The following is a 22,183-nucleotide window of genomic DNA, read 5'->3' on the forward strand; positions in this document are numbered from 1 at the left end:
CGCGGCCCGGGAAACGGCCCCTCGCTCCGCGGGTCGTGCGGCCGGAGGGCGTGGCCGCCCTCCGGCCGCACGACCCGTGACCCCGGCTCAGGTTCCCTCCAGGGGGGTGTAGAGGCTGTTCACCGCTGGTTGGCCTGTGTAGTTGGGGCCTGCTTGGTCGTCGGCGCCTATGTAGGTGTAGGGGAGGGTGATCTCTTTTCGGCCTCGGCGGGAGATTCGGTGGGTTCTTGGGGTGTAGGTGAAGCCTGCCTGGCGGAGGGCCCTTGTCAGGCGGCGTCCGGCCGGGGTGCCGTCGGGGTGGCGGATGCTTTGTGTGTCGAAGTTCGCTATTAGGAGGCCGTTTTCGGTTAGCCAGTTCGCCGCCTTGGTCAGGACGCCCAGCTTGTCGCCTATGTAGTGCAGGCCGTGGACGCAGGTGATCAGGTCGAAACGGGTTTTCGGGGCCCAGGCGGTCGCCGAGGCGGTGATCAGGTGGAGGGCGGCCGGGTGCGGGCCGGGGACGAAGTGGTCCACCAGGTCCACGCCCACGATCTCCGCGCCGGGGGGCAGGGCGAGGGCCGCCTCGGTCAGGGCGCGGGCGGATCCGCAGCAGAGGTCCAGCCAGCGGCCGGAGCCGGTCTCCGCGAGGGGCGCGATGCCCAGTTCGCGCGCATAGGCGGAAAGAGTTCGCCCGCGGTTCATCTCGCAGTTGGCCACCACGGGCGAGCGTTCCAGAGTGGTGTCGTCCAGGGGCATGGGGGGATTCTGTCAGCGTGGGTCAGGCGGCCACGGTGTGGTCGGCGGCGGTGGCCACCACGGCTGTCAGGTCGCCGGTGGCCGCGTAGGCGGCGCGTTGGATGCGGGCGCCGTTGCCCCGGTCTAGGACGTTGCGCAGGAGGGTCCCCACGGTTTCCAGGTCGCCCGCCCGGTCCAGGGCGGGGGCGGTGTGGTCGAGGAGGGCGGCGACGACCTCGCGGGCGGGCGCGGCGCGGCGGGTCGCCGGGTGGACGAGGTCGTCGCGCAGCCCGGAGCGTCCGGCCCGCCACATCGCGAGGCGCATCAGGTCGGCGCGGACCGGGTCCGGCGGCTCGCCGTCGCGCCAGGCCGCGGCCGCCGTGTCGACCAGGGCGCGGACGAGCGCCGCCATCAGCACGGCGTCGTCGGCTTCCAGGCACACGTCCGGGACGCGGATCTCCACCGTCGGGTACCGCCGGGACAGCCGCGCGTCGAAGTAGATCATGCCCTCGTCGAGGATCGCGCCGGTGGCGAGCAGGCTCTCGACCGTGGCCCGGTACGCCCGGGCGGAGCCGAACAGCTCGGTCGGGCCGCTGGACGGCCAGCGCCCCCAGACCTGGTGCCGCCAGCTGTCGTAGCCGGTGTCCGCGCCCTGCCAGAACGGCGAGTTGGCGCTGAGGGCGAGCAGCGGGGGCAGCCACGGCCGGATCCGGTCCAGGACGGCGACGCCCTCGTCCGGCGACTCGACCCCGACGTGGACGTGGCAGCCGCAGGTGAGCTTCTCGTCCATCGCGGGCCCGTAGGCGTCCGCCATCCGCGCGTAGCGCTGCGACGGGGTGAGCGACGGCCGGACGGCGACCGGCGACGTCGCGAGCGCCGCGACCGCCACCCCGACGCCCGCCGCCGACTGCGCCGCCGCCAGCCGCGCCGACCGGACGTGCTCCGACAGCTCGGCCGGGGACACGCAGACCGGGGTGGCCGTCTCCAACTGCTCGCGCTGCAGCTCCGTCTCCAGCGTCCTCGACCGCCGCCCCCCGGTGAGGAACAGCTCGTCGTGCCGCTGGGCGTACCGGATCACCGACCCCGACACCGCCTGCGGGACGCCGGTGTCCGGATCGACGAGGAGAAGCTCCTCCTCCACCCCGAATGTCCGGCAATGCGTGTGATGTGCCACCAGATGGTTGTGCCCTCTGGTGCACGGGTCTACGTCCCCCGGGAGGGTCCTCGTGGGGAGAACGCCCTGCTTACAATGCGTGCGCTTGACCTAACGCTTGGTCGGAAAGTGGTGATATGTCGTACCTCGTTGGGCACTGGTCCGCCGGACGTCTCGGCAGGCGGGCGCTGCGCGCCATCATCGAGCACCCGGACCTCGAACTCGCGGGCGTCGTCGTCGACGGCCCGCGCGAGGCCGGGCTGGACGCCGCCGTCCTGGCCGGGACCGGCCGCCCCACGGGCGTGCTCGCCACCGCGGACCCGGCCGCCCTGCTCGCCCGCCGCCCGCACGCGGTCTGCCACACCGCGGCCGCCGATCCGCGCCGTCCCGGACGGGTGGCCGACGACCTGTGCCGCGTCCTGGCGTCCGGCGCGGGCGTGGTGTCGGCGGCGCTGCCCCCGCTCGCGCACCCGCCGTCCGCCGACCGGGCGCTCGTCCGGCGGCTCCGCGCGGCCTGCGCGACCGGCGGCTCGGCCTTCCTCGCCCCCGCGCCGGGGCCCGTGGCCGACATGCTCCCGCTGCTGCTCAGCGGCGCGTCCCGGCGGGTCGGGGCCGTCACGATCACCGAGATCGCCTGCCACGGCCGTCACGGCGCCCCGGCGCCGCGCGACCTCGGCTTCGGCGGGCCGATCGGGCACCGGCCGCCCGCGCTGCGGCCGGGCGTCCCGGGGCTGACCTGGGGGCCGGTCGTCCGGCTGATCGCCGATCAGCTCGCCGTCCCGCTGGACGAGCTCGCCGAGGACCACGAGCTCTGCCCGGCGCCCGAGGCGTTCGACGGCCCCGCCGGGCGGATCGAGAAGGGGACGGTCGCGGGCGTCCGGTTCCGGGTGTCGGGGCTGTGCCGCGGACGTCCCGTGATCACCGTCGAGCACGTCGCCCGGCTGCGCGAGGACATCGCCCCGCACTGGCCCGCGCCGCCGTTCGGCGAGCCCGGCGGCCACCGGATAGAGATCGCGGGCGAGCCGCCCTGGCGGCTGGACCTCGGCCACCCCGGCGCCGCCGTCCCGGACCCGCTCGCCACCGCGTCGCGCCTGGTCAACGCCCTCCCCGCGGTCGCGGACGCGGCGCCGGGCCTGCACACGCCGCTGACCCTGCCCGCGGTCACCGGGCGTCGACTGGTCCGTCCAGCCAGGAGCTGAGCAGCCTCCCGGTCTCGGCGAGCCGGTCGACGTAGAGCATGTGCCCCGACTCGATCTCGCTGATCGTGAGGCCCGGGCCGAGCGTGGCGCGGCAGTCCACGACGAACTCCGGGCGCACCAGGTCGGCCTGCGTCGCGATCACCAGGTGGGTGGGGACCTCCACCGGCGGCGGCACGTGCGGCCGGGCCATCTCCGAGTACGCGCCCACGATCGCGGCGGGCTCGAAGCGCCAGCGCAGCCGCCCGTCCGGGGTGGGTTCGAGGTGGGCCTCGACCTCCTCGTCCAGGAGGCCGGGGGACGCCTTCGGCCAGCGGGCCGCGCGGAACGCCCGCGCCTCGGCGGCGTCCGCGAACGACACCGGGACGAGGAACCCGCGCGCCTCCCGCGCCGCGAACGCCGGGTCGAGCCCGATCGCCGGGTCGAGCAGGACGAGCCGCCGCACCCGCTCGGGGGCCGTCCGCGCCAGGTGCAGGGCGATCATCCCGCCGAAGGAGTGGCCGACGACGTCCGCCCGCTCGACGCCCTCCACGTCCAGCATGGCGAGGACGTCCGCGACGTGCCGGTCGACGGTCCACGGCGGCTCGTACGGCGACCGGCCGTGGCCGCGCAGGTCGGGCGCGATGACGCGGCGGTCCGCGAGGTGCCCCTCGGCCGTCCGCCGCCACCGCGCCCCGTGTCCCGTGACCCCGTGCAGCAGGACGACCGGCGCTCCCGCCGAATCCCCATACCGATGCACAAACAATGCCGCGTCCGTCATGGAGTGAAGCGTAACGACCTGCCCTCTCCCTCAGGAGCGTTCCCAGCGCACCGAGCTGAGCGCCAGGAGGGCGACGTGGAACGAGACGCACGACTCCACGTCGTCGAGGTCGGCGTCAAGGACGCGTTCGATGCGCCGCAGCCGCTCGTAGAACGCCGGCCGCGACAGGTGCGCCTGCTGCGCGGCGACCGCCTTGTTGCGCCCCGATTCGAGGTAGAGCTCCAGGATGCGGGTCAGGTCGCTGCCGCGCTGGGCGTCGTACTCCAGAAGCGGGCCGAGCTCGCGCTCGACGAACGTCTGCACGCGGGCGTCGTCGCGCAGCAGGTGCAGCAGGCCGCGCAGCCGCAGGTCGGGCAGCCGGTAGAAGAGCCGCCCGCCGGACCCGCGGGCGGCGACGTCGGCGACCTGCTCGGCCTCCAGGAACGAGCGGCGCACGTCCCGGATCGTCTCCACGACCGAGCCCGCCGCCATGACCGTCTCGCCGGACTGCTCGCGGATCCGCGTCGCGACCGCGCCGAGCGCCGTCTCCACGTCGGCGCGGGCGGGCAGCGAGGCGAGGACGCCGACGCGGGCGTGCGGGCCGCCCTCGTCCAGCACGCCGACGAGGGCGGCGAGCCGGGCGTCCTTGCAGGCGGCGGCGGCCGTCTCGGCGAGCGCGGACAGCTCCCCGACCGGCGGCGGGGTGCCCGGGCCGCGGTGCCGCAGCACCACGCCGAGCAGCCTGCGGCCGGACAGCGGGACGCCGAGCGCGCGGGCCCGCGCGGCGGCCTCCTGCGGGTCGGAGTAGGCGTGCGCGAGGATGCGGGCGATGATCGTCCCGTGCGCCTGCCGCTCGACGCTCTCGGCGTGCCGGTCGAGCAGCCGGCCGAGCGCGAGCGTGGTCGCGGCCCGCTCGATCAGCACGGTCTCGCGGGCGGACGGCGGCGCGCCGAGGTCGATGATCAGGCGCCCCCAGTCCTCGCCGCGCGCGCCGACCATGGTCACGAGCCAGCCGGACGTCGCGTCGAACCCGGTGCGGCGGCCCGGCCGGACGGCCCGCGACCGCGTCTCCCACGCCGACAGCAGCTCGGCGGGGTCGGCGCCCGCCGCGTCGGCGGCGAGCACCTGGTGGGCGAGGTTCTCCAGCACGACGGGACGCCCGCCGAGCGTGGCGACCTGCCGGACGACCTCGTCCGTGGACGCGCCCTCCACCGAGAGCTGGGTGAAGATCTCGTGCAGCCGCTCGGACGCGCGCAGCTCGGCGAACTGGTCCTGGACGATCCGCGCGTGCACCGACTCGGTGATGTCGACGAACGCGGGCTCGTGCGCGAGGACGATCACCGGGAGCCGGTGGTCCTCGGCGGCCGCGATCAGCGCGGGCGGCAGGACGCTGGCGTACCGCCGGCCCAGCTCGATCATCAGGCCGCTGACCCCGACCTCGGCCAGCTCGGTGATGTAGGCGCGCAGCCGGTCCGGCTCGTCCGGCAGGGCTATGCCGGTGGTGAGGACCAGCTCGCCGCCGTGCAGCAGGTGGGCGATGTCGGTGACCTCGGCGACGTGCACCCAGCGGACGCGGTTGGCCGTCCGGTCGGCGCCCGCGACGACGTGCGGCTGGCCGCGGCGTACCGCGTCGAGCTGGAGGACGTCGTCGAGGGTGGGCAGCATCACCTGGGATGATATCCGGACAAGGCGTCAACGGCGCTGATCGGGCGGTCACCCCCTGTCGGGCGCCAGCAGAGCGTTAACGGGACGCCCGGGGTCCTGACACTCTGCGGGTTTCCGCAGCGTCCGGGAAGAACAAGACTTGAGACATGTCGGAACACGCGAATCTGCTCCGGCGCCACCGGGCGGTCATGCCGTCCTGGATGGCGCTCAACTACCAGGACCCCATCGAGATCGTCGGCGGCAAGGGCAACCGCGTGACCGACGCCGAGGGGAAGGGCTACCTCGACTTCTTCACCGGCATCCTGACCAACATGCTCGGGTACGACGTGCCCGAGGTGCGGGAGGCGGTGGAGCGGCAGCTCGCCACCGGCGTCGTCCACACGTCGACGGCGTACCTGCTGCGCGGGCAGGTCGAGCTGGCCGAGAAGATCGCCCGCCTGTCGGGCATCCCGGACGCGAAGGTGTTCTTCACGAACTCCGGGACCGAGGCCAACGAGACGGCCCTGCTCCTCGCCGCGTACGCGCGGCGCAGCGACCAGGTCCTCGCGATGCGGCAGAGCTACCACGGCCGGTCGTTCGGCGCGGTCGGCGTCACGGGCAACCGGGCGTGGACGAACCTGTCGTACTCGCCGCTGAACGCCCACTTCCTGCACGGCGCCGACCGGCACCTCCCGCAGTTCGCCGGGATGACCGACGAGCAGTACGTCGACGCCTGCGTGCAGGACCTGCGGCACGTGCTCGCGACCGCGACCGGCGGGGACGTCGCCGCGCTGATCGCCGAGCCGATCCAGGGCGTCGGCGGGTTCACGATGGCGCCGGACGGCCTGTTCGCCGCGTACAAGAGCGTCCTGGACGAGTTCGGCATCCTGTTCATCTCCGACGAGGTCCAGACCGGCTGGGGACGGACGGGCCAGGGCTTCTGGGGCATCGACAACCACGGCGTGACGCCGGACATGATGACCTTCGCCAAGGGCCTCGGGAACGGCTTCGCGGTCGGCGGCGTCGTCGCCCGCGGCGACCTCATGGACGGCCTGCACGCGATCGGGCTCTCCACGTTCGGCGGCAACCCGATCTCGATGGCCGCGGCCAACGCGACGCTCGACTACGTCCTCGACCACGACCTCCAGGCGAACGCCGCGAAGCAGGGGGCGACGATCATCGGCGGGCTGGCGGCGGCGGCCGGGCGGTTCCCGGTGGTCAAGGACGTCCGGGGCAAGGGCCTGATGTTCGCTATCGAGCTGGCCGACCCGGGCACCGGCGAGCCGAGCCCGCCGCTCGCCGCCGCGCTGATGGAGGCGGCCCGCGAGCGGGGCCTGCTGGTCGGCAAGGGCGGCCTGTACGGCAACGTGGTGCGGATGGCGCCGCCGATGACCCTGACCGAAGCCGAGGCCGCCGAGGGCCTCGGCATCCTGATCGCCTCGCTTGAGGCGGTCAACGAGCAGGCCACTTCTTGACGGAGCGAACTGGGGGTGTGGGGGACGTCCCCCCACAAGGAGGAAGCGGAAGCATGAGTGAGAGCAAGCACGTCACCCACTGGATCGGCGGGAAGCCGTGGGACGGGGAGGCGGCGCGGCGGGGCGACGTCTACGAGCCCGCGTCCGGCCGCGTCGCGGGGACGGTCGACTTCGCCGCCCAGGAGGACGTGGACGCCGCCGTCGCCGCCGCGAAGGCCGCGTTCCCCGGCTGGCGGGACACGTCGCTGTCCAAGCGGGCGCGGATCCTGTTCCGGTTCCGCGAGCTGGTGGAGGCGCACCGGGACGAGCTGGCGCGGCTGATCTCGTCCGAGCACGGCAAGGTCGTCTCGGACGCGGCGGGCGAGGTGGCCCGCGGCCTTGAGGTCGTGGAGTTCGCCTGCGGCATCCCGCACCTGCTCAAGGGCGGGTTCTCGGAGAACGTGTCGACGCGGGTGGACGCCTACTCGATCCTCCAGCCGGTCGGGGTCGCGGCCGGGATCACGCCGTTCAACTTCCCGGCGATGGTGCCGATGTGGATGTTCCCGGTGGCGATCGCGTGCGGGAACACGTTCGTGCTGAAGCCGTCGGAGAAGGACCCGTCGGCCTCGGTCCGGCTGGCGGAGCTGTGGGCCGAGGCGGGGCTGCCGGACGGCGTGTTCAACGTCGTCCACGGCGACAAGGCGGCGGTGGACGGCCTGCTCCGCCACCCGGACGTCAAGGCGGTCAGCTTCGTCGGCTCCACCCCGATCGCCCGGTACATCTACGAGACGGCGGCGGCGAACGGCAAGCGGGTGCAGGCGCTCGGCGGCGCGAAGAACCACATGCTGGTGCTGCCGGACGCCGACCTCGACCTCGCCGCGGACGCGGCCGTGTCCGCCGGGTTCGGCTCGGCGGGGGAGCGGTGCATGGCGATCTCCGTCGTCGTCGCCGTCGACCCGGTCGGGGACGAGCTGATGGCGAAGATCCGCGAGCGGGTCGCGAAGCTCAAGGTCGGGCCCGGCGACAACGCCGAGTCGGAGATGGGCCCGCTGGTGACGCGGGCGCACCGCGACAAGGTGGCGTCCTACCTGGACGGCGCCGCCGCCCAGGGCGCCACGCTCGCGATCGACGGACGCGACCCGGACGTGCTCGGCGGCGCGGGCGACGGCTTCTGGCTCGGCCCGAGCGTCCTCGACCACGTGACCCCGGAGATGGACGCCTACAAGGACGAGATCTTCGGCCCGGTGCTGTCGGTCGTGCGGTCCGGCTCGTACGCGGAGGCCATGGAGCTGATCTCCGCCAACCCGTACGGCAACGGCACCGCGATCTTCACCAACGACGGCGGGGCGGCGCGCCGCTTCCAGAACGAGGTGGAGGTCGGGATGGTGGGCGTCAACGTGCCGATCCCGGTCCCGATGGCTTACTACTCCTTCGGCGGCTGGAAGGACTCACTCTTCGGTGACAGCCACGCGCACGGGATGGAGGGCGTCCACTTCTACACGCGGACGAAGGCCGTCACGGCGCGTTGGCTCGACCCGAGCCACGGGGGAGTGAACCTCGGGTTCCCGACCAGCGGCTGAATCGGATCGCGGGCGCGGGCGACGCGCGGGTACGGCCGGTCGTCATGACCGGCCGTACACGCGTCCGCCTTGATAACGGTTAAACATCACCACATAGCGACAAACTCCCCCAAAGAGCGCTAGGTGGGGTCGCGCGGCGTGAATACCGGCCGTCCCACCGTGAGAACCCGCAGGTCGCCCCGCATGGGACTTTCCCACCGCGGGCGGCTTTCGTCGTAGATTTTCGTCGGCCGGCGGCGGGCGAATAATGCCAACAACCATTGACGCGCTCTGTGCCGGGCGACACAATCTGACTGTCTCCATTAATTGAGACCAAATTAAATGTCAGGGTCCGCCGTCAGAAACGCCGACTCCGGAGCCGCGGGGCCGGTGGGCGGGACGTGCAGGAGAGCCGCGCTATGACCGCAGTCGACCACCGGGCAGAGGTGGACGCGCTCGGAAGGCGATTTCCGGGCTGGACCATTTGGTTCGGCCCGTTCACCGGCCGCTGGTGGGCGCTCCCTCCGAAGGACCGTGACGTCGGCGACTTCCTCGAAGCCGACACGCCGCAGCTGCTCATCGCACGGATCGAGGTGGTCACTGACTCGGCATCGAGACGACCCGCGGTTCGGCCCGCCCGCCCGCGGCCGTCCCGCGACCCCCGCGACTCTCGCGACTCCCGGCCCGACGTGCGACGTCCCTCTAACCTCCGCCGTCTTGAGGGCGTCACACCGTCGCCGTTCGGCCGGGTGCCGGCGATCGCGTGGCCAGGCAGCACTGCAAGGTGATCCGCTGTTCCCCAACCTCGCCACGTCCGCCGGTGCCGCCGCGGCCCCGGGAAGGGCGGCAGCCCGCGCCATATCCCTCTCCAGCAACCTCCGTTATGGCGCGGACGCCAGCACCCGCCGTTCCCCCGGGGCCGTGGCGGTCTTTTCACGCCCCGGCCGGCTGAATCGGCCGGCCGGGAAACCGCCCCGCATTCGCGGGCATAATCGGTGGCCGAAAGGAAAGGCCGACCTTACCTCCGCGATATGAGAACCCCCGAGACCAGGTCGTGATCTTTGGTGGGCGAGGGCCGTTTCCCGGCTCGGCGGCGGCCGAATCCCGGATAACCGGTGATAAACGCGTCCGCCGTCGCGAGGGCTGAGGAGAATGGCGGGTCCGCCGGGTGCCGGACGCGGCCGCGCGGGGTCCGCGCCGCTCCGCCCCCGCCGAGGCGCTACGCTGCCGCTTGGCGCCGATCGGGGAGCGAGATGCGGTTCAAGGCCACGACACGGGTCAAGGCGGGGGCGGCCGTCGCGGCTGCCGTCGCGGTGGCCCTCGCGCTCGCCGCCGCGGGCCTCGGCGGCGGCGACGGCGACGACGAGCCGGTCGGCGTCGCCAAGGCCGCGAGCACCCTCGGGCCCGGCGAGGGCATGCTGAACCTCCTCGCGCTGCCCGGCTCGATCGAGAGCGGCGGCACCGACCCCCGCGTCGACTGGGTCACCCCGTTCCAGGAGCGCACCGGCTGCAAGGTCGGGCTGAAGGCCGTCAAGACCCCCGAGGAGATGGCCGACCTCATGCGCGACGCCGACCGCCGGTACGACGGCGTCGCCGCCCCGCCCGAGGTCGCCGGGCGCCTCGTCGCCGAGCACCAGGTCGCCCCCGTCAACACCGACCTCGTCGACGGGTACAAGAAGCTGGAGCCGAGGCTGCGCGGCCTGCTGCGGCGCGACGGCAAGACCTACGGCGTCCCGTACGTGTGGGGCGTCAACCTGCTCATGTACGACACGCGGGCCGTCCCGCCGCCGAGCGGCTGGTCCGCGCTGTTCGACCCCGCCCAGGCCCGCCGCTACTCCGGCAAGATCGTCATGCGCGACAGCCCGCTCGCCATCGCCGAGGCCGCGCTCTACCTCAAGGGCCGCGACCGCAAGCTCAAGATCCGCGACCCGTACTCGCTGACGCCCGCGCAGCTCGCCGCGGCCGGTCGCGTCCTGAGCAGGCAGCGGCCGCATGTCGGGGAGTACTGGGAGCGGCCCGCCGACGCCGTCAGCGCGTTCGCGGGCGGCCGGGCCGTGCTCGGGCAGGCGGGGCCCTACCAGGTGGACGTCCTGAACCGCGCGTCGCGTCCCGTCCAGGGGGTGCTGCCGTCCGAGGGCGTCACCGGCTGGACGGACGCCTGGATGATCGGCGCCCGCGTCCAGCACCCGAACTGCATGTACCAGTGGCTCCAGTGGACGGCGTCGCCCGACGTCCAGCAGCAGGTGGCCGAGTGGACCGGGGTGGCGCCAGCGAACCCGCAGGCGTGCTCGGGCGACCGGCTGAAGCCCGGCTTCTGCGCCGCCTACCACGTCGGCGACCGCGACTACCTGGAGAAGATCATCTTCGCCCACGCGCCCGCCAAGGCGTGCGACGCCAAGGCCAAGAAGAACGACTGCACCGACTACGCCGAGTGGACGAAGACGTGGATCGAGTCCACGAAGCTGTAGCGCGCTGACGCGCGCGGTCCGGAGAGGGGCCCTCCGGCGCGCCCGGCCGCCCCCAGCCGGGCGCGCCTATCGGGTGGTCCCGGACTTCCCCCCGAACGCCCGGGTCACCCTTCTCCCTGGAGAGCCCTCCATGGCGGCGGCTTCGGCCCAGCCGGTGTCCGGCACGGCGCCGGTCGGTACAGCGCCCTCCGTCCGTCCGGCGGGCGCCGCCGCCCTCGCCGGCGGCCGCTCTCCGGCGGGCCGTCCGACGCTCGTGACCGCCTCCCCCCGCCGCCGCGGGCGGCGGCGGGGCGCCGGCGGGGCGGGCGCGCACTCGTCGCACGCGAAGACCCCGGTCGAGTCCGGCAGCCGGCCGACGCGCACGCGCGGCCGGGGCCACTTCTTGCGGCAGACGACGCACGCCTCCCCGAAGCGCTGGGCCATGCTCAGCCCGCGCGGGTCCACCGTCGGCTCGTCCGGCTGGCCCATGTCCCCTCCCCCTTGGCGGGAGTCAACGTCACGTGACTTCCTTTATAGGGCGGTGAGGGTGTTGCCATTGTTACCGTGCGTGAAAAGGGCGGCAAAGGCTCACGTGTCGGGCGGCCGTCCACGATCGTCCGCGCTACGCGCCCGCGCGCGCGGGCTCCGCGCGGGCTCCGTGCCTCGGACTCCCTGGCGACCAGGGCATACGCGGACCATGCGGATACGCTCCGCGGTCGGGTCTTTTGCTGTTCCTTTGACGGATATTGCGTAGAAAGGAGGCATGTCGGTCCGGAACGCCGGGACGCGCGTCCGGCCGCGCGGGTCCGGTTCCGCGCGGGCGCGCGCGACGGCGCGGGCGCTCGCCGCGACCGCGCCCCCGCTGGCGGGCGCGGTGGTCGTGGCGGCCGGCGCGCTCTACCTGCTCGCCGACGTCCGCCGCACCGGCGTCCTGCTCACCGTGACCGCGCTGCTGTGCGCCGTCGCGGCCGGGCTCGCGGCCTGGGGCGTGCGGAGCGCGGTCGGCCGGGCGCTCGGGCCGGTGGAGCGGCTCGACGCCGACCTCGACCGGCTGCGCGGCGCCGACCTCGCCCGCCGGGTCGCGGTGCCGGCCAGCGGGGACGAGGTCGAGCGCCTCGCCGGCCGGGTCAACTGCCTGCTCGGCCGCCTGCAGGACGAGGCGCTGGAGCGGCGCGCGTTCATCACCGACGCCTCGCACGAGATCCGCACGCCCCTCGCCGGCCTGCGCACCCGCATCGAGGTCGCGCTCGCCGAGCCGGCCGACGCCGACCTCGTCGACACCCTGCGCGGCGCGCTCGGCGACGTGGACCGGCTGCACCAGATCGTCGACGACCTCCTCGTCCTCGCCCGGCTGGACTCCGGGGAGCGGGCGCCCCGCGAGCGCCTCGACCTCGGCGCGCTCGTCGAGGACGAGACCCGCCGCCGCGCGCCGCCCGTCCCGCTGTCGGTCAAGGCCGAGTCGGGCGTGCTCGTCGACGGCAACCGCGCGCGGCTCTGCCGCGTCCTGCTCAACCTGCTCGCCAACGCCGAGCGGCACGCCGCCACGGCGATCGGCGTCGAGGTGCGGGCCGAGGCGGGTGAGGCGGTCGTGGAGGTGCGCGACGACGGCCCCGGCATCCCGCCCGCCGACCGCGACCGGGTGTTCGAGCGCTTCGCCCGGCTCGACACCGCGCGCAGCCGCGCGGACGGCGGCAGCGGCCTCGGCCTCGCGATCGCGCGGGAGGTCGCGGTCGCGCACGGCGGGCGCCTGTACGCCGGGGACGCGGCGCACGGGGCGCGGCTCGTCCTGCGGCTGCCGCTCGCCCCGGCCGGGCCCGGGGAAGATCAGGGCGGCTGAGTGGCGGCGGGGGCGCGCCCCGCGCGCGGCGATGTCCGACAATGGTCCGGTGATGTCTCCCTCAAGCCCCGACGGGGCGGCCCGCGAGCTGGTCGTCCTCGGCTCCACCGGCTCGATCGGCACGCAGGCGCTGGACGTCGTCCGCCGCAACCCCGGCAGGTTCCGGGTGGCCGGCCTCGCGGCGGGCGGCGGGCGGGTCGACCTGCTCGCCGCGCAGGCGCTGGAGTTCCGGCCCGAGGTCGTCGCCGTCGCCAAGGCGTCCGCCGCGCAGGAGCTCCAGCTCGCCTTCTACGCCGAGGCCAAGCGGCGCGGGTACGCCTCCGGCGACTTCGCCATCCCGAAGATCGTCGCGGGTCCGGACGCGGTGGCCGAGACCGCCGCCTGGCCCTGCGACGTCGTGCTGAACGGGGTGACCGGGGCGCTCGGGCTCGCGTCCACGCTCGCCGCGCTGGACGCGGGCCGCACGCTCGCGCTCGCCAACAAGGAGTCGCTGATCGTCGGCGGGCCGCTGGTCAAGGAGCGGGCGCGGCCGGGGCAGCTCGTCCCGGTCGACTCCGAGCACTCGGCGCTCGCGCAGTGCCTGCGCGGCGGGCGCCCGGACGAGGTGCGGCGGCTCGTCCTCACCGCGAGCGGCGGACCGTTCCGCGGGCGGAGCCGCGCCGAGCTGGCGGACGTCACGCCCGAGGAGGCGATGAACCACCCCACCTGGGACATGGGCCCGGTCATCACGATCAACTCCGCGACCCTCGTCAACAAGGGGCTGGAGGTCATCGAGGCGCACCTGCTCTTCGACGTCCCGATGGACCGGATCGAGGTCATGGTCCACCCGCAGTCGGTGATCCACTCGATGGTGGAGTTCACCGACGGGTCCACGCTGGCGCAGGCGAGCCCGCCCGACATGCGGCTGCCGATCGCGCTCGGCGTCGACTGGCCGCACCGCGTCCCGGACGCCGCGCCCGGCCTCGACTGGACGAGAGCGCACACCTGGGAGCTGTTCCCGCTCGACGACGAGGCGTTCCCCGCCGTGGCGCTCGCCCGCCGGGCCGGTGAGCTCGGACGGACGTTCCCCGCCGTTTACAACGCCGCGAACGAGGAATGTGTGGACGCGTTCCGCGCGGGCCGCCTCCCGTTCCTCGGGATCGTCGACACGATCGCGCGCGTGATGGACGAGCACGAGCGCGGGGACGGCGGGGGCCGCGCGGGGGAGCCGACGCTGGACGGCGTCCTCGCGGCGGACGGGTGGGCCCGCGGCAGGGCCAGGGAACTGACCGGAACCGACTGAGACACCGGGGGCCCGCCTCCGGACGACGCCAAGGGGACCCGGATGGCCTTCTTCCTCGGCGCGGCGGCGTTCGTCGTCGCGCTCCTGGTGTCGGTGATGCTGCACGAGGGCGGGCACCTGCTCACCGCGAAGCGGTTCGGGATGAAGGCCACGCAGTACTTCGTCGGCTTCGGCCCGACGCTGTGGTCGACGCGCCGGGGCGAGACCGAGTACGGCGTCAAGGCGATCCCGCTCGGCGGGTTCGTCAAGATCGTGGGCTACACGCCGCTGGAGGAGGTCGCGCCGCGGGACCGTCCGCGCGCGTTCTACCGGCAGCCCGCGGGGCGCCGCGCGGTCGTGATCGGGGCGGGCGTCGTCGCCAACTTCGTGTTCGCGTTCCTCCTCCTCATGGTCATGGCGATGACGATCGGCGTGCGCGACCCCGGGACCGTGACGAGCACCGTGGACGAGGTGACCCGGTGCGTGCCGTCCGGGCTGCGGGCCGAGTGCGCGGCGGGGCGCCCGCCGTCCCCGGCCGCGCGGGCGGGGCTGCGGGCGGGCGACCGCGTCGTGTCCTTCAACGGCACGCCCGTCTCCGACTGGCACGACCTGACCAAGGAGATCGGCAGGGCGAAGCCGGGGCAGACGGTGCCGGTCGTCGTGCAGCGCCCGGGCGTGGCGCGCCCGGTGACGCTGCCCGTCACGCTCGCGGACGTGGACGGCGCGGCGTTCGTCGGCATGTCCGCGAAGGTCGTCGGCGCGGGCTACGACCGGACCGGCCCGATCGGCGCCGCCGTGTTCGCCGGCCGCGGCATCGGCCGCACCGTCGCGGGCATCGGCGAGGTCGCGGCGGACCTGCCGGCCGCGATCCCGCGGCTGTTCTCGCCGGAGCGGGAGAGCACGCCCGGCGGGCAGGTCGGCAGCGTGGTCGGCGCGACGGACGTGTCCGGCCAGATCTTCGCGTCCGACACGTCGGCCCGCGACAAGGCCGCGCTGTATCTGTCGCTGGTCGTCTCGGTGAACATCTTCCTTGGCGCGCTGAACGTGCTGCCCCTGCTGCCGCTGGACGGCGGCCATCTCGCGGTCGTCGGATACGAGCGGCTGCGGGCGGCGGTGAACCGGGTCCGCGGGCGTCCGGATCCGGGCACGGTCGACATGACCAGGCTGCTGCCCTTGACGTATCTCGCGGTGCTGTTGCTCGTGGGCCTCGGGGTGCTGCTGATCCTGGCCGATCTCGTCAATCCGCTCCACGTACCGGAATGACACAAAATGTTGACCTAGAGTAGTTGAATGGTCACGTGGCCGGTCGCGGGGCGCCGTCTCCCCGGCCGCGGACGACGCTTAGGCTTGTACGGGGCCCTGAGTAAGAGGAGAGGGATGAGCGTTTCACTGGGAATGCCGAACATCCGCGGCGAGGGCGATGGTCAGGGGGCGCCGCGGCTCGGAACTCCCCGCCGCGAGTCCCGGCAGATCATGGTCGGGAACGTGCCGGTCGGGGGCGACGCGCCGGTGTCGGTGCAGTCGATGACGACGACGCTGACCGCCGACGTGAACGCCACGCTGCAGCAGATCGCAGAGCTGACCGCCGCGGGCTGCCAGATCGTGCGGGTCGCGGTGCCGTCCCAGGACGACGCCGACGCGCTCCCCGCGATCGCCCGCAAGTCGCCGATCCCCGTGATCGCCGACATCCACTTCCAGCCCAAGTACGTGTTCGCGGCGATCGACGCGGGCTGCGCCGCCGTCCGGGTGAACCCGGGCAACATCAAGAAGTTCGACGACAAGGTCGGCGAGATCGCCCGCGCGGCGACCGACGCCGGGGTCCCGATCCGGATCGGGGTGAACGCCGGGTCGCTGGACAAGCGGCTGCTGGAGAAGCACGGCAAGGCCACGCCCGAGGCGCTGGTCGAGTCGGCGCTCTGGGAGTGCTCGCTGTTCGAGGAGCACGGCTTCCGCGACATCAAGATCTCGGTCAAGCACAACGACCCGGTCGTGATGATCGAGGCGTACCGGCGGCTGGCCGCGGCGTGCGACTACCCGCTGCACCTCGGCGTGACCGAGGCGGGCCCCGCCTTCCAGGGGACGATCAAGTCCGCGGTCGCGTTCGGCGCGCTGCTCGCCGAGGGCATCGGCGACACGATCCGGGTGTCCCTTTCCGCGCCGCCCGTGGAGGAGGTCAAGGTCGGCACCGCGATCCTGGAGTCCCTCGGGCTGAGGCAGCGCGGGCTGGAGATCGTGTCGTGCCCGTCCTGCGGGCGCGCGCAGGTCGACGTCTACACGCTGGCCGAGCGCGTCACCGCCGGGCTGAAGGACTTCCCCGTCCCGCTGCGCGTCGCGGTGATGGGCTGCGTGGTGAACGGCCCCGGCGAGGCGCGCGAGGCCGACCTCGGCGTCGCGTCCGGGAACGGCAAGGGGCAGATCTTCGTGAAGGGGCAGGTCGTCAAGACCGTCCCGGAGGCGCAGATCGTGGAGACCCTGATCGAGGAGGCCATGCGCATCGCCGACGAGATGGGCGTCGAGATCGGCGAGGACGGCGCCGTCTCCGGTCCGGGCGCCGAGGTGGTCGTGAGCTGACCGGCGGCCGCCGCGGGAGCGGCTGAGGGCTGACAAGAAGGCTGTACGAGGGCTCCGGGTGACATCACCCCGGGGCCCTTTTCGGTATGCCCGGACGCTTGGTTTCGGGCCGCTGAATATACGCGCCGCACGGCCCCGGATCCGGAACGTCCGCGGTGATCACGAAGTTCCGCTGATCTTGTCACGATTCCGCATCCACTCATGGGGGGCCCTGTCGGGCCCCGAGCGCAGGACGCCACAATCTTCACTCATTTACCCGTATGTCTGACTCAATCGGAGTCGGCACGTTTAGGGGGATTTGTGAAGAGGATCGTTGTCATGGCCGCGGTGGCCGGGCTCGGTCTCACCGGGCTGGGCGCCACAAGCGCGCAGGCCGCGGGCCCCTCCGCCGGATCGGCCGGAGGCTTCGAACCCGCCGCTGCGAAGTGGCACGCCTGTCCGGCGGACTTCGTCAAGCAGGTGCACGACCTGTACGACGTGATCTACCCGGTGTCGAAGATCGTGCAGTGCGCCGAGCTGTCGGTGCCGCTGGACTACGCCAAGCCGGGCGGCAAGAAGATCACGCTCCAGCTCACCAGGACGCCGCACACCGGCAAGGGCAAGGCCAAGGGCGACATCGTGGTCAACCCCGGCGGTCCCGGCGGCGGCGGCGCGCTCTTCGGGCCGCGGGTGTTCGCGCAGAACTCCGCTCCCATGCGCGACGCGTACAACGTCATCGGGTTCGACCCGCGCGGCGTCGGCATGAGCGTTCCGGCGCTCACCTGCGACAGGAACTACTCGAACGCCCCGCGGCCCGACTACGGCACCGGCGACCGCGCGTCCGTCAAGACCTGGCTGAAGCTGACCAAGGGCTACGCCGAGAACTGCGCCAAGAACGACAAGATCGGGCTCCTGAACCACATCAAGACCATCGACTCGGTCTACGACATCGAGTCGATCCGGCGCGCGCTCGGCAACGACAAGCTCGACTACTACGGCGCGTCCTACGGCACCTACCTCGGCTCGGCGTACGCCACGGTGTACCCGAAGAAGGTCGACAAGATGGTGCTGGACGGCAACGTCGGCCCGTCGGACGCCTGGTACGACGCGAACCTCAACCAGGACGTCCAGTTCGACAAGAACTTCGAGTACTACCTCGGCTGGATCGCCAAGTACGACTCGGTGTACCACCTCGGCAAGAAGCAGAGCGACGTGCGCGCCTTCTTCTACGGCCTGCGCGGCGCGCTCGCGAAGAAGCCGCTCCGCTACACCGACCCCGACACCAAGCAGACCCTCGCCGTCGGGCCGGACGAGCTGACCGACGTGATCCTCAACGCGGGCTACCGGCGCAGCCAGGCCGTCTGGCACGGGTACGCGGCCGGGCTCTCGGCGCTCGTGAAGGGCGACGTCGCGACGTTCGCGCAGACCTTCGGCGCGCCGACCACCGGCGGCTCCGACGACAACGGCAACGCCGTGTACCTCGCCGTGCAGTGCACCGACGTCCAGTGGCCGCTGAGCTGGAAGAAGTGGCAGCGCGACAACGACCGGATCCAGCGCAAGCACCCGTTCGAGACCTGGGCCAACGCCTGGTTCAACGCGCCGTGCCTGTTCTGGGGCGCCAAGCCCGGCAGGCCGGTCGACATCGGCCGCACGCGCGACCTGCCGAACAACATCCTGATGTTCCAGTCCACCGAGGACGCCGCCACGCCGTACGCGGGCGCCCTCGACATGCAGCGCCGCCTCAAGGGCTCGCGCCTCGTCGTCCAGGACGGCGACCGCACGCACTGCATCGTGCACCGCGGCTCGGCGGCGGTCGACGCCTACTTCGACGCCTACTTCCTGCGCGGCGAGCGCCCGAGCGCGCGGACGGTCCACGTCCCGCAGCTCGGCGACCCGACCCCGCCGGCGGCGGCGAACGCGAAGAGCCTCACGGGCGCCGGCGCGGCCGTCCGCATCGAGGCGGACGTCATCCGCTGACGTCCCCCCGCGGGACGTGACACCCGCGCCGGTCCACGGGCCGACGCCCCGCACCCGCCCGTCGCAGCACACGCGGCGGGCGGGTCGCGCCGGGGGGCGAACGCCCGGCCGCGTCACGAAGTTCCGCTGATCTTGTCACGATTCCGCATCCACTCTTTCCCGGCACTGCCGTCACACACGGCTGGACCGTCACAATCTCCACGCAATCCGCATCCGCTACGCATCGGTGGGGCTCCCCCCTCCGGCCCTCCGACCGGGGCCGCGGAGCCGCCGATCTGAGGGGGTCAGGTGAAAAGGATTCTTCTCGTCACGGCCGCGGCGGCCGTCGCGGCGGGCGGCACCGGAGCCGCCGTCGCCGCGAACGCCGACACCGGGCGGGCCGGCGCCGCGCCGGTCGCGGCCACCGGGGTCGACTGGGGCAAGTGCGAGGTCAGCGGGCCGGACGACCCGATGAACAAGGCGCAGTGCGCCCAGGTCGAGGTCCCCCTCGACTACTCCCGCCCCGGCGGCCGCAAGATCTCCATCGCGGTGTCGCGGTTCAAGCACACCGACGACAAGAACTACAAGGGCGTCCTGTTCGTGAACCCGGGCGGCCCGGGCGGGTCCGGCCTGCCGTACGCGCCCGCCCTCGCCCGCTGGATCGCCGGGACCGGGCACGCCGACGTCGCCGCCAAGTACGACATCATCGGCTTCGACCCCCGCGGCGTCGGCTCCAGCAAGCCCGCGCTGACCTGCGACCCGCACTTCTCCGACCCGATCAGGCCGGACTACGTCCCCTCCTCGAAGAAGGAGGAGGCGGCCTGGGTCGCGAAGTCGGCGAAGTACGCCAAGGACTGCGCGACCAAGTTCGGCTGGCTGCTGCCGCACATGCGCACCACCGACGCCGCGCGCGACATCGACACGATCCGCGCCGCCCTCGGCCAGCAGAAGATCAGCTGGTACGGCTTCTCCTACGGGACGTACTTCGGCGCCACCTACGCCACGCTCTTCCCCAAGCGCGTGGACCGGATGGTCCTCGACGGCAACGTCAACCCCAAGACGGTCTGGTACGACTCCCAGCTCGAACAGGACAAGGCGTTCGAGAAGAACATGAAGTCCTGGTGGGCGTGGATCGCCAAGTGGGACTCGGTCTACCACCTCGGCAAGACCGAGAAGGCGGTCGAGGCCACGTACTACGCGACGCGCGCCGGGGCGAAGAAGTCCCCCATCGCCGGGAAGATCGGACCCGACGAGCTGGACGACATCGTCCTGAGCGCCGGGTACAACACCGGCTACTACATCCCGTTCGCGCAGGCGCTGTCGGCGTGGGTCAACGGCAAGGACGCCTCGGGCCTCCTCGACTGGCTCAACACCGGCGGGGACGACAACGGCTTCGCCGTGTACAACGCCGTCCAGGCGGCGGACGCCAAGTGGCCGCGCAACTGGAGCAAGTGGCACAACGACGCGGTGAAGCTGTACAAGCAGGGCTACCGGTTCAACACCTGGAGCAACGTCTGGTACAACGCGCCCATCGCGTTCTGGCCGTTCAACGGCGGGCCGAAGCTCAAGCTGCAGGGTGCCAAGGGCCTGCCGGGGATGCTGCTCGTCCAGTCCACGCAGGACGCGGCGACGCCGGTCGCGGGCGGGCTTGAGATGCACAAGGTGTTCCCGTCCTCGCGCCTCGTGTTCGAGGTCGGCGGCAAGACGCACGCCAACACGCTGAACGGCAACGCCTGCCTGGACGACAAGGTCGCCGCGTACCTCGACACGGGTGCGCTGCCGGGCAGCCACCGGGGGCCGGACGCCTACTGCAAGGCCGTCCCGGAGCTGAACGACCCGAACCCGACGGCCATGCAGGCGAAGGCCGCCGGAGCGCGCGCGGGCAAGGACCTCCCGGTCGGACGCCCGTAGCACGCCGGACCACGACCGCGGCGTGCCCGCCCGTCCCCGAGCGCGGGCGGGCGCGCCGCACGATCGTGTGACACATCCCGGTTCGGAGGGGAATCGCGTGATCCCGGGGATGCACTGGTCAGACGCGTCCCTCCGGTAGAAAGCGGGTGTGCTGAACGATGCTTCGAAGAGGGCCGCCGCCGGGACGGCCGCCGCCGCGATCACGCTCGGGGCCGCCGCCCTCGCGGCGCCCGCCGCCGCCGCGCCGCGGGCCGACCCCGAGCCGCGTCCCGCCGGGCCGGCCTGGCGGGCGTGCCCCGCCAAGGACCCGGTCGAGGGCGGGCGGCTCAAGGGCCTCCAGTGCGCGTCGGTGCGCGTCCCGCTCGACTACGCGCGGCCGCGCGGCGAGCAGATCACGCTCGAACTGACCCGCGCCCGGCACACCGCGTCCCGCTCCCAAGGCGTCGTCCTGCTGAACAGGGGCGGCCCGGGCGCGCACGGACGCGACCTTGCCGCTTTCTTCAAGTCCTCGCTCCCCAAGGGGGTCGCCGCGTCCTACGACTGGATCGGTTTCGACCCGCGCGGCGTCGGGGCGAGCGAACCGTCCATGATCTGCGACCCGGCCTACCAGGACCCCGGCCGCGCACGTCCCGACACCATTCCGGCCGACGCCGCCGAAGAGCGGGCCTGGACGAACCGCGCCAGGGCGTACGCGAACGACTGCGCCCGCAGGTACGGAAGGCTCCTCCCGCACATGGGCACGGCCGACTGGGCGCGCGACATGGACCAGATCCGCCAGGCCCTCGGCCAGGAGAAGCTCAACTACTTCGGCTACTCCTACGGCAGCTACCTGGGCGCGGTGTACGCGACGATGTTCCCCGGACGGGTCCGCCGCATGGTGCTCGACAGCGTCGTCCGTCCGAGCGGGGTCTGGTACAAGGACAACCTCGACCAGAACGTCGCGTTCGAGAAGCGGATCCGCGCCTACTTCGCCTGGATCGCCCGCCACCACGAGGTCTACCGGCTGGGCGCGACGGAGCGGCAGGTCGCCGCCGCGTACGCCAAGGCGCGGCGGGCGCTCAAGGCCGACCCGCTCGACGGGAAGATCGGCCCGTCCGAACTGGACGACGTGTTCCTCGCCGACGGCTACGGCGACTACGCCTGGGACGCGCACGCCAGGGCGCTGTCGGCCCTCGTCGTCCGGCACGACGCGGGTCCGCTGCGCAGGGCGTGGCAGCCGCCGGGGCGGCTCGACCAGAACAACTACGCGGTCTACAACGCCGTCCAGTGCCGGGACGCGGCCTGGCCGCGCGCCTGGGGCCGCTGGCACGCCGACAGCGACCGCCTCTACCGCCAGGGCTACCGTTTCGAGACCTGGAGCAACACCTGGTACAACGCGCCCTGCGCGTTCTGGCCGGGGCCCGGCGGCCCGCCGCCCCGCGTGGCCGGGACCGCGGCGCTGCCGCCGCTGCTGCTCGTCCAGGCGACCGAGGACGCGGCCACCCCGTACCCGGGCGCGCTCGAAACGCACCGCGCCTTCCCGTCGTCGCGGCTGATCGCGCAGGTCGGAGGGCGCAACCACGGCGTCGCGATGTCCGGCGACCGGTGCGTCGACGGCGCCGTCGCCGGCTACCTCGCCGACGGCCGCGTCCCCGCGGGCAGGCCGGGGCCGGACGCGACCTGCGCCGCCCCGCCCGAGCCCGAGCCCGCCGGGGGCAAGCGGCCGGCGCGGGCGGAGCACCCCGCCGCGCAGCACTGAGCGGTCGCCTCCGGGAGGCCGCCG

The 22,183-nt window shown here is 73.2% G+C and carries 16 protein-coding genes; 11 read left to right on the plus strand and 5 right to left on the minus strand.

Annotation, left to right across the window (positions count from 1 at the left end):
* Positions 1–87 precede the first annotated feature (87 nt).
* Both ACH01S_RS00855 and ACH01S_RS00860 read right to left on the minus strand, forming a co-directional pair.
* Positions 88–735: a class I SAM-dependent methyltransferase gene (locus tag ACH01S_RS00855; protein ID WP_148344550.1), complete on the minus strand. Its 648-nt coding sequence runs from the start codon at positions 733–735 to the stop codon at positions 88–90.
* Between the two features lie 22 nt (positions 736–757).
* On the minus strand, positions 758–1,888 hold the full coding sequence (locus ACH01S_RS00860; RefSeq protein WP_067884085.1) for a glutamate--cysteine ligase: 1,131 nt from the start codon (positions 1,886–1,888) through the stop codon (positions 758–760).
* Positions 1,889–2,004: 116 nt separating this feature from the next.
* On the opposite strand from ACH01S_RS00860, the gene ACH01S_RS00865 reads away from it, so the two are divergent.
* Positions 2,005–3,066 (plus strand): NAD(P)H-dependent amine dehydrogenase family protein, encoded by a 1,062-nt coding sequence (locus ACH01S_RS00865; RefSeq protein ID WP_067884096.1) that lies wholly within the window; start codon positions 2,005–2,007, stop codon positions 3,064–3,066.
* On the opposite strand, the gene ACH01S_RS00870 is transcribed toward ACH01S_RS00865, so the two are convergent.
* Together ACH01S_RS00870 and ACH01S_RS00875 are read right to left on the minus strand one after the other, a co-directional pair.
* Positions 3,029–3,823, minus strand: a complete 795-nt coding sequence (locus tag ACH01S_RS00870; RefSeq protein WP_067884099.1) for an alpha/beta hydrolase — start codon at positions 3,821–3,823, stop codon at positions 3,029–3,031. The two genes, ACH01S_RS00865 and ACH01S_RS00870, sit on opposite strands and share 38 nt — an antisense overlap.
* A gap of 30 nt (positions 3,824–3,853) precedes the next feature.
* Positions 3,854–5,467: a PucR family transcriptional regulator gene (locus ACH01S_RS00875; RefSeq protein ID WP_067884469.1), complete on the minus strand. Its 1,614-nt coding sequence runs from the start codon at positions 5,465–5,467 to the stop codon at positions 3,854–3,856.
* A 146-nt stretch (positions 5,468–5,613) separates the two neighbouring features.
* Between ACH01S_RS00875 and ACH01S_RS00880 the strand changes: the two genes are divergently transcribed.
* The 3 genes from ACH01S_RS00880 (at position 5,614) to ACH01S_RS00890 (ending at position 10,927) form a co-directional block, all read left to right on the plus strand.
* Positions 5,614–6,921, plus strand: coding sequence for an aspartate aminotransferase family protein (locus ACH01S_RS00880; RefSeq protein ID WP_067884101.1), 1,308 nt, complete (start codon positions 5,614–5,616; stop codon positions 6,919–6,921).
* A 53-nt stretch (positions 6,922–6,974) separates the two neighbouring features.
* Complete coding sequence (locus ACH01S_RS00885; protein WP_067884103.1) at positions 6,975–8,480, plus strand: CoA-acylating methylmalonate-semialdehyde dehydrogenase; 1,506 nt, start codon at positions 6,975–6,977, stop codon at positions 8,478–8,480.
* Between the two features lie 1,232 nt (positions 8,481–9,712).
* The gene (locus tag ACH01S_RS00890; RefSeq protein WP_067884104.1) at positions 9,713–10,927 is read left to right on the plus strand and encodes an ABC transporter substrate-binding protein; all 1,215 of its coding nucleotides are present in this window, start codon (positions 9,713–9,715) and stop codon (positions 10,925–10,927) included.
* Positions 10,928–10,993: 66 nt separating this feature from the next.
* On the opposite strand, the gene ACH01S_RS00895 is transcribed toward ACH01S_RS00890, so the two are convergent.
* Positions 10,994–11,395, minus strand: coding sequence for a hypothetical protein (locus ACH01S_RS00895; RefSeq protein ID WP_067884107.1), 402 nt, complete (start codon positions 11,393–11,395; stop codon positions 10,994–10,996).
* Between the two features lie 274 nt (positions 11,396–11,669).
* Between ACH01S_RS00895 and ACH01S_RS00900 the strand changes: the two genes are divergently transcribed.
* The 7 genes from ACH01S_RS00900 (at position 11,670) to ACH01S_RS00930 (ending at position 22,159) form a co-directional block, all read left to right on the plus strand.
* Positions 11,670–12,743 carry a sensor histidine kinase gene (locus ACH01S_RS00900; RefSeq protein ID WP_067884110.1) on the plus strand — a complete coding sequence of 358 codons (1,074 nt, stop codon included), beginning with the start codon at positions 11,670–11,672 and terminating at the stop codon, positions 12,741–12,743.
* Between the two features lie 52 nt (positions 12,744–12,795).
* Positions 12,796–14,025, plus strand: coding sequence for a 1-deoxy-D-xylulose-5-phosphate reductoisomerase (gene dxr / locus ACH01S_RS00905; RefSeq protein ID WP_067884471.1), 1,230 nt, complete (start codon positions 12,796–12,798; stop codon positions 14,023–14,025).
* Positions 14,026–14,067: 42 nt separating this feature from the next.
* On the plus strand, positions 14,068–15,267 hold the full coding sequence (locus ACH01S_RS00910; protein WP_067884111.1) for a M50 family metallopeptidase: 1,200 nt from the start codon (positions 14,068–14,070) through the stop codon (positions 15,265–15,267).
* Between the two features lie 114 nt (positions 15,268–15,381).
* The gene (gene ispG, locus ACH01S_RS00915) at positions 15,382–16,575 is read left to right on the plus strand and encodes a flavodoxin-dependent (E)-4-hydroxy-3-methylbut-2-enyl-diphosphate synthase (RefSeq protein WP_370671554.1); all 1,194 of its coding nucleotides are present in this window, start codon (positions 15,382–15,384) and stop codon (positions 16,573–16,575) included.
* A 300-nt stretch (positions 16,576–16,875) separates the two neighbouring features.
* The gene (locus ACH01S_RS00920; protein WP_187414055.1) at positions 16,876–18,531 is read left to right on the plus strand and encodes an alpha/beta hydrolase; all 1,656 of its coding nucleotides are present in this window, start codon (positions 16,876–16,878) and stop codon (positions 18,529–18,531) included.
* Between the two features lie 288 nt (positions 18,532–18,819).
* The gene (locus ACH01S_RS00925; protein ID WP_067884116.1) at positions 18,820–20,421 is read left to right on the plus strand and encodes an alpha/beta hydrolase; all 1,602 of its coding nucleotides are present in this window, start codon (positions 18,820–18,822) and stop codon (positions 20,419–20,421) included.
* Positions 20,422–20,569: 148 nt separating this feature from the next.
* Positions 20,570–22,159, plus strand: coding sequence for an alpha/beta hydrolase (locus ACH01S_RS00930; protein ID WP_067884119.1), 1,590 nt, complete (start codon positions 20,570–20,572; stop codon positions 22,157–22,159).
* Positions 22,160–22,183: the final 24 nt, after the last annotated feature.

Origin of the sequence: Actinomadura chibensis NBRC 106107, from assembly GCF_001552135.1 — a bacterium.
GTDB lineage: Bacteria > Actinomycetota > Actinomycetes > Streptosporangiales > Streptosporangiaceae > Spirillospora > Spirillospora chibensis.